The 6928-nt window shown below is 49.6% G+C and carries 7 protein-coding genes and 2 pseudogenes; 7 read left to right on the top strand and 2 right to left on the bottom strand.

Features of this window, described 5'->3' with window-relative positions:
• Positions 1 to 39: 39 nt before the first annotated feature.
• Together NSS88_RS16635 and NSS88_RS16630 are read right to left on the bottom strand one after the other, a co-directional pair.
• A complete protein-coding gene (locus NSS88_RS16635) occupies positions 40 to 528 on the bottom strand; it encodes a hypothetical protein (protein ID WP_341084205.1) in 489 nt (162 codons plus the stop codon).
• Positions 521 to 643: a hypothetical protein gene (locus NSS88_RS16630; protein ID WP_268761877.1), complete on the bottom strand. Its 123-nt coding sequence runs from the start codon at positions 641 to 643 to the stop codon at positions 521 to 523. Before NSS88_RS16630 ends, NSS88_RS16635 begins: the two co-directional genes overlap by 8 nt.
• A gap of 293 nt (positions 644 to 936) precedes the next feature.
• On the opposite strand from NSS88_RS16630, the gene NSS88_RS16625 reads away from it, so the two are divergent.
• The 7 genes and pseudogenes from NSS88_RS16625 to NSS88_RS16595 form a co-directional block, all read left to right on the top strand.
• The gene (locus NSS88_RS16625) at positions 937 to 1995 is read left to right on the top strand and encodes an IS630 family transposase (RefSeq protein WP_339239467.1); all 1059 of its coding nucleotides are present in this window, start codon (positions 937 to 939) and stop codon (positions 1993 to 1995) included.
• Between the two features lie 325 nt (positions 1996 to 2320).
• Positions 2321 to 2827: a QueT transporter family protein gene (locus NSS88_RS16620; protein ID WP_033014176.1), complete on the top strand. Its 507-nt coding sequence runs from the start codon at positions 2321 to 2323 to the stop codon at positions 2825 to 2827.
• Positions 2828 to 3448: 621 nt separating this feature from the next.
• Positions 3449 to 3751: a hypothetical protein gene (locus NSS88_RS16615; protein WP_341085459.1), complete on the top strand. Its 303-nt coding sequence runs from the start codon at positions 3449 to 3451 to the stop codon at positions 3749 to 3751.
• 130 nt (positions 3752 to 3881) lie between these two features.
• Entirely contained in the window at positions 3882 to 4991 is a 1110-nt protein-coding gene (locus NSS88_RS16610) for an RNA-guided endonuclease InsQ/TnpB family protein (protein WP_055358994.1), read from the top strand.
• Between the two features lie 115 nt (positions 4992 to 5106).
• A pseudogene (locus tag NSS88_RS16605) lies at positions 5107 to 5406 on the top strand (ATP-binding protein); the annotation flags it as partial.
• Positions 5407 to 5619: 213 nt separating this feature from the next.
• Complete coding sequence (locus NSS88_RS16600; RefSeq protein ID WP_004439648.1) at positions 5620 to 6498, top strand: IS982-like element ISGsp1 family transposase; 879 nt, start codon at positions 5620 to 5622, stop codon at positions 6496 to 6498.
• Between the two features lie 279 nt (positions 6499 to 6777).
• Positions 6778 to 6928, top strand: a pseudogene (locus tag NSS88_RS16595) (IS110 family transposase); the annotation flags it as partial.

Below are 6928 nucleotides of genomic sequence, written 5' to 3'. Positions count from 1 at the left end.
CTTGTTCATAGAGAGCACCTCCTGGGTTTGTTTGTGTTGCTACTCACATTCTACAGGAAAGGTGCTCTTTTTTCTATACCCTTTGGATTTTATTGGATAATCAACACGCCTGATATGGTGAATATCAATCGATTCGCCGTAATACGTCTGAATATCAATCGGCACCCCAGATAAGAAATCCCGCGCCCCTTCCCTCATGAGCAAGGCGTGCAACCCTTTATAAGCGGCGCTGTTTCGCGTGCGCAGCGTGAAGAGACGGTCAGCGGCGAAATGGGCATCCCGCACCGTCGTCGGCTCCGCACCGCCGCGAATCCATTCGACGACTTCCACCACGTCACGGGCAATCCGCGTCTCCGTCGCTCCTCCGTATAGTTCACCCAATACGCCACACCAATACCAGCGGGCAATTTGATCACGGACATGGACATTATGCGCTTCTTTCCCTAGTTCTACAAAAATGGCTGCCAGCGGGATCAACTGAGTGCCGTACGGCAAGTCGCGCGCGGAAAACACATGCTGCTCATGCAAAAATTGAGCCGCCTGAATAAACCCTTTCAAGAAGCTGTGTTCGGCATTCTTGAATGCTCTCAAGCAAATCAAGCAAACTTTCGACCGTACTGTCAAACGTGGTAATCGTGCTCATATCCTTCCCCCCTCGTTTCATGAAAAACCCTACATTTCCATACGATTTAATCGACCAATATGCCATCATCTAATGCATATTCCTGTTGCTTTCCAAAAAACACTTTATTCTTTCGACAATGGCATTCTTGTTCCTCCTGCCGCGCAGCGTTTGGCAGAAACATCCCCCAGCCAACGAAAATTCGTAATTGAATATATATATATGCTCATTGAAAAGTTAACCTTCGTATAAGTGGTGCCCACTCCGGTTATACTGCTCCTAAGGAAAAGCATGGAAAAGGAGCGGAATTCTGCATGAAACGTCTCAAAATCACCAACGATCACGGATGGACACCTCGGACACTTCGCAAACAGGAACGGAAAATCAAAAACACCCTTCTTCGCCAACGGGTGATGGCGGTTCGCCTGGTCATGGAAGGCTATTTGGGCAAAGAGGTGGCCTCCATGGTCAACGTGTGCCGACAAACCGTTTCCCATTATGTGTCGCTGTTCAACGAAGGCGGTCTGGAGCTCTTGCTTCATCGGGATTTCGCCCCCGGGCGGGAGCCGTTTCTCACCGAAGAACAGCAGGAAGAGATCAAACAGCTTGTGTTGACCACCACTCCCGCGGAACTGGGCTGGGACGTCGCTTCGGCGTGGAACACCAAACTCCTGCAATCCTATGTCGAAAAGCACTTCGGTGTTTCCATTTCCCGCGAAGCGTTGCGAAAACTCCTGCACCGCAAAGGGCTGTCGTGGACACGGCCGACCTACACATTGGCGAAAGGCGATCCGGATCGACAAAAGAATTTTGAGAAACAGATCGACTTCATAAAAAAAAACTTAATGGATCCTGATTCGGTCTTGTTGTACCTTGATGAAACACATATCCGCTCTTACCATGTCTTGCGGTCCACATGGTCGGAAGTCGGCCGCCAAAAACAAGTGCCGACGTTCGGCCATCATGCCCACGTATCGCTGTTTGGCGCGGTCAACATCCACGATGGCGAAACGGTGCTTCATCAAACGACCGCTGCCAATGCCGCGACGTTCTTGGATTTCTTGAGAATGCTCAAAGAGCGCTATCCGGACCGTCTCATGGTCTTGGTGTTGGATAACGCCCGCATTCACCATGCCAAAATGGTCAAGGAGTTTTTGCAGGAAGAAGGGCAGTGTTTTCACTTTATTTACCTTCCTCCCTATTCGCCACAGCTGAACCCGATCGAACGCTTATGGAAATGGCTGAAAGATACGGTGATTGCCAATGTATTTCACAAGGATCGCAACGATATCATTCAAGCCATTACTCGGTTTGTCCACTACATCCACGAACGTCCGGAGGAAGTGCTGCAGCGCTTAGGGTGTGCAGGATGACTGAGAAGTTAACTCTTCATGTTGCATGTATATATATAAGTTGCAATTTTGTTTTACATGGCATTGTTCGCTCTTCTTGTCACCGTGCCAGCTTGTTAGGTGATAAAGTAAAGACGGGACATGGAGGTCGGAAATTCTTTATTACAACCTATGCGACCGGTCCGCCAAATGACGTCAAGCCGAGGCGAAGCGCCGTAATTGCGACCTCCCAGACGGAACCGTATCGGTCTGCTGCTTGTTTCTTTGCAGCCATGGATCCCGCTCCTTTCGTTCACGAGAGTGGTATGCTACAATCATATCATCATGCACGAGAGGAGAGGATACCATGAACGTTCGAACGATGGCGACAAACGGTTTGATCGCCGCCGTGTATATCGCCGTGACGGCATTCATCCAGCCGTTTGGCTTTACGAACATTCAGTTTCGCGTCTCAGAAATGTTAAACCACCTAGTCGTATTCCGCCGAACATACGCCGTGGGCATCGTGCTCGGCGTCTTTTTGGCCAATTTGTTTTTCTCGCCGATTGTCGCGTATGATCTTGTATTCGGCGTCGGCCAGTCGGTGCTGGCGCTTCTCATCACGATTGTTTCTATGCGTTATGTCGAGAACATTTGGGCGCGTATGGCGATCAATACGTTGTCGTTTACCGTGACCATGGCCATCATCGCCTTTGAACTAAAGCTCGCGCTCGGCTTTCCGTTTTGGCTCACATGGCTGACGACGGCCATTGGCGAGTTTGTTGTCATGGCGATCGGCGCACCGATCATGTATGCGGTTGGCCGCCGGATCGCTCCAGAAGCCTTCCGGGCCGCTGACGGCCGCAACGACTGACCAAGTGTTCCTACGGCATCGAGCGCACCGCCCATTCGATGATCAATGAACAGACGGCGGCAAGCATCGACGCCGCCGTCATCGTGTGCGCCCGGCACGGGTGCAGTCTATAGGGTGAAAGTCCCGAACTGCGAAGGCAGAAGTAGCAGTTAGCTTAACGCAAGGGTGTCTGCGGCGACGCAGAATCTGAAGGAAGCAGGCGGCAAACTGGGATGAATACGGGGGCGAAAGTGAAGGATGGTGAGGCTGACAGCAACCCCTCCGCCCCATACGACAAGACCCACGGGCGTCATAAGCACGTCCCAGTCGCTAATCCAGAGATAAATCACAGCCGCATGGCAGGCCAGCAGCGCGTATATAGATGCAATTTGAAGATTTACCATTTGCAGCTTTTATCGACTGTCAGGCGACCGAACAACGCCGCTTCACAGACCCATATATGGATCTGTGAAGCAGGTGGTTGTTCGGTCTTCCGTCACGCCTTGGCGTGACGGGGCAAGCCATAGGCTTGCCTTCGACAGTCGAAAATGGACAAACCGCTTTTCCGTCAAGGATATGTTAAACTTCTTCGTTGCATCTATATATGTGTTTGCTGATGCGATGGAACAGGAGCACGGTGTATTGTATGTGTTGGATCAGCGCGGTTCCGTAGTGAAGGAAATTTCGTTGCCTACGTCCTTCGCGCGCTCCATGGCGGTCTTTCACGGCCGCCTTGTCATCGCCACGAAACCTCGCCTCACCATCGTGGATCCGCATTCATGGCGAGTGGCCTATTGGGGCATGGGGCAAGAAGAGACGCAGTTCGATCAGCTTTACGTGAAGGGAGACACGCTGTGGGTGAGCTATGTCCAGAGGGGAAAGTCAGGATGGCTTGCGCTGAATGATCAGTTTAACATCTTTCCGAAAGAAGTCTCCCACTTCTAAACGAAGTGAAAGTGGGAGATGAATTTCGGTTAGGTATAGCCTAAAATTGTCTCTTTTTTGTGTATTACAATATAATCAGTTATAGAAAAAATATATCGAAAATCAAGGTATGAAGTGATGTGGTGTCGATATGGCAAACAAAGCCTATCAGTTCCGTCTATACCCAACAAAAGAACAAGAACAACTGCTCGCCAAAACCTTCGGTTGTGTCCGTTTCGTGTATAACAAAATGCTTGAAGAGCGCATACAAATGTTTGAAAAGTTCAAGGACGATCAAGAATCCTTGAAACAGCAAACATGTCCGACCCCTGCCAAGTACAAAAAGGAGTTTCCTTGGCTAAAAGAAGTGGACAGCCTTGCGCTGGCAAACGCCCAATTGAATTTGCAGAAAGCGTTTCAACACTTCTTTTCTGGCCGCGCTGGATTTCCCAAGTTCAAAAACCGCAAGGCGAAACAGTCGTACACCACAAATGTGGTAAATGGCAACATCAAGCTTTCAGATGGCTATATCAAGCTGCCCAAACTGAAATGGATCAAGCTCAAGCAACACCGGGAGATTCCTGCCCACCATATCATCAAGTCTTGTACGATCACGAAAACCAAAACAGGAAAATACTATATTTCTATCCTCACAGAGTACGAACATCAACTTGCCCCAAAAGAAGTACAAACGGTGGTTGGGCTTGACTTTTCCATGAGTACGCTGTATGTCGATAGCGAGGGTAAGAGAGCCAATTATCCTCGATTCTATCGCAAAGCATTGGAAACATTAGCGAAAGAACAGCGTAAATTGTCTCGTAAAAAGAAAGGCTCGAATCGTTGGCATAAACAGCGTCTGAAAGTGGCAAAGCTGCATGAAAAAATTGCGAACCAACGAAAAGACTTTCTGCATAAGGAGTCGCACAAATTAGCGAAACGGTATGATTGCGTGGTCATCGAAGACCTCAACATGAAGGGAATGTCCCAAGCCCTCCATTTCGGTCAACGCGTTCATGACAACGGCTGGGGCATGTTCACCTCTTTCCTTCGGTACAAATTGGAAGAACAGGGGAAGAAACTGATCAAAATCGACAAATGGTTCCCCTCGTCCAAAACGTGTTCGTGCTGCGGTCGAGTCAAGGAGTCTCTATCGCTTTCTGAGCGTACATTCCGCTGTGAATGTGGATTCGAGAGCGACAGGGACGTCAATGCGGCCATCAATATCAAACATGAGGGCATGAAACGATTCGCGATCGTCTAACTTGTCCTCGAACCGTGGGGCACACGGGGATCGCTCGGTCAACTTCCCATCATGAGATGGGATTACCCGAGAAGCCCCCACCTCTAAGCGAAGCGTAGGTGGTGGGAGTATGTCACTTGGCGGGGGAACGCACCCAAAGCCTGGCGAGGTGTCGCTAGCACACCGCGGTGTTTTGTTTCTCGATGAAATGGCGGAATTTGCGAAAAAGACGCTGGATATGCTTCGCCAGCCGTTAGAGACGGGGAAAGTGACGATTAGCCGTATTTCGTCGACGGTAACATATCCTGCGGACTTTATTTTGCTTGGGGCGATGAATCCGTGTCCGTGTGGATATTTAGGCTCAAGAACGCGCTATTGCACATGTAGTCCGAAACAAATTCAAGCGTATCGAAATCGTGTTTCCGGGCCGATTTATCTTAATTAGGCGAGAAGACTCCCACTTCAACGAAGCGAAGCGGAGTAAGTGGGAGATGAATCGCCTTAACTATATTTTGCTGAAAATAGGATAGATTCAGTAAAATATAACCCGTGGTGCTAGATAAACTTGATCAAGCATAAAAATAGCCCTTGCTGGCGGATCTCCAGTAGAATGAAAGTGTCACCCAACATTCGAAAGGAGAGATCCCCCATGCAAGAGCACTTTCATTTTACTACAGATCCAGCCAAACTTCAAAAACAATATGCCGCTATTTTCTGTTTTGTTTCTGCCCAACTGTCGTTGATTCAAATGTATCTTCATCGCCGCAACCGTCACTTGGTCAAGCAAGAAGACGAAGTGGTCATGGCGGTTCACCTTTTGGGGAAGCTGCTGGGCTTTTCTTCCGAACGAGCCTGGCATCGTTTTGTCACGGGAAATTTGTTCACAAACGGCTCGTTTCTTGAACGCTCCCGATACAACCGCCGCTGCCGAGCGCTTGGTTTCGCCATCAAATGGATCCGTCATGAGCTGGCGAAACGTGGCCAACACCATGCTTATGCGGTCGTCGACAGCTTGCCTCTTCCGTTGTGCCATCCCGCAAGAATGCAGCGCGTCAAGCGATTTCGAGGGATCGCGGATATGGGGTATTGTGCTTCCAAAAAGCAATGGTACTACGGTTTCAAGCTGCATCTTCAAGTGACCAATCAAGGGCTGGCCATGGGCTATGTCGTGACGGAAGCGTCCTGCCACGACGTCAAAGCCGCTGAAACGGTGATGACTCAAATCCCTCATCCCTACAACTTTGGGGACAAAGGGTACATCAGCCACGCTCTTCGAGAAAAGCTGTACGAAGAACACCAAGCTGCGTTCTGGACACCGTCTCGACACAATCAAAAGCACGGCCCATCCAAAGCATGGGAAGAATGGATCCGAAAAAAACGCAAAGTCATCGAGACGGTGTTTTCGATTCTCGTAGACCAATACCGGATCACCGACATTCGAGCGAATTCCATGGCCGGGTTTGAAGTGGCACTCGATGGCATCTTGTTGGCTTATTCCTTGGTCACACTAGGGCTGGTTGAGCGCTGACGCTCAACTAGCACCACGGGTATATATATAGACTCCCATGACAAAAAAATTTCGTCACCATCGGAAGGATGAAAACAACCTTCTGTCGAATGGTCTCCTTGCAGCTGGGGTCATGAGGTCGTTGTATCTATGGTACGTAAAAGTCCGATATATAGACGGACCCCAGTAGTCTGGTGCACCACGGAATGTCGCTCCCTTGAGGGAAGCACGCAGGATAGAATGCTTGAACAAAGGCTACTGCACCAGCTGTTTTTGAGAACGAAGCAGGGAGGGAGACCGATGCGCGTCTTGTATGAACGCTGTTGCGGATTGGACGTGCATAAGCAATCGATTACGGCTTGCGCCCTTACCCCTGAAGGAAAAGAGATTCGCACGTTTGGTACGCTGACCGACGATCTCGAGGAGTTGGTGGATTGGCTGAAAGAAAAAA

Source organism: Geobacillus sp. FSL W8-1251 (assembly GCF_038005945.1).
GTDB lineage: Bacteria > Bacillota > Bacilli > Bacillales > Anoxybacillaceae > Geobacillus > Geobacillus stearothermophilus.
This window is presented reverse-complemented; position numbering and strand designations above follow the sequence as displayed.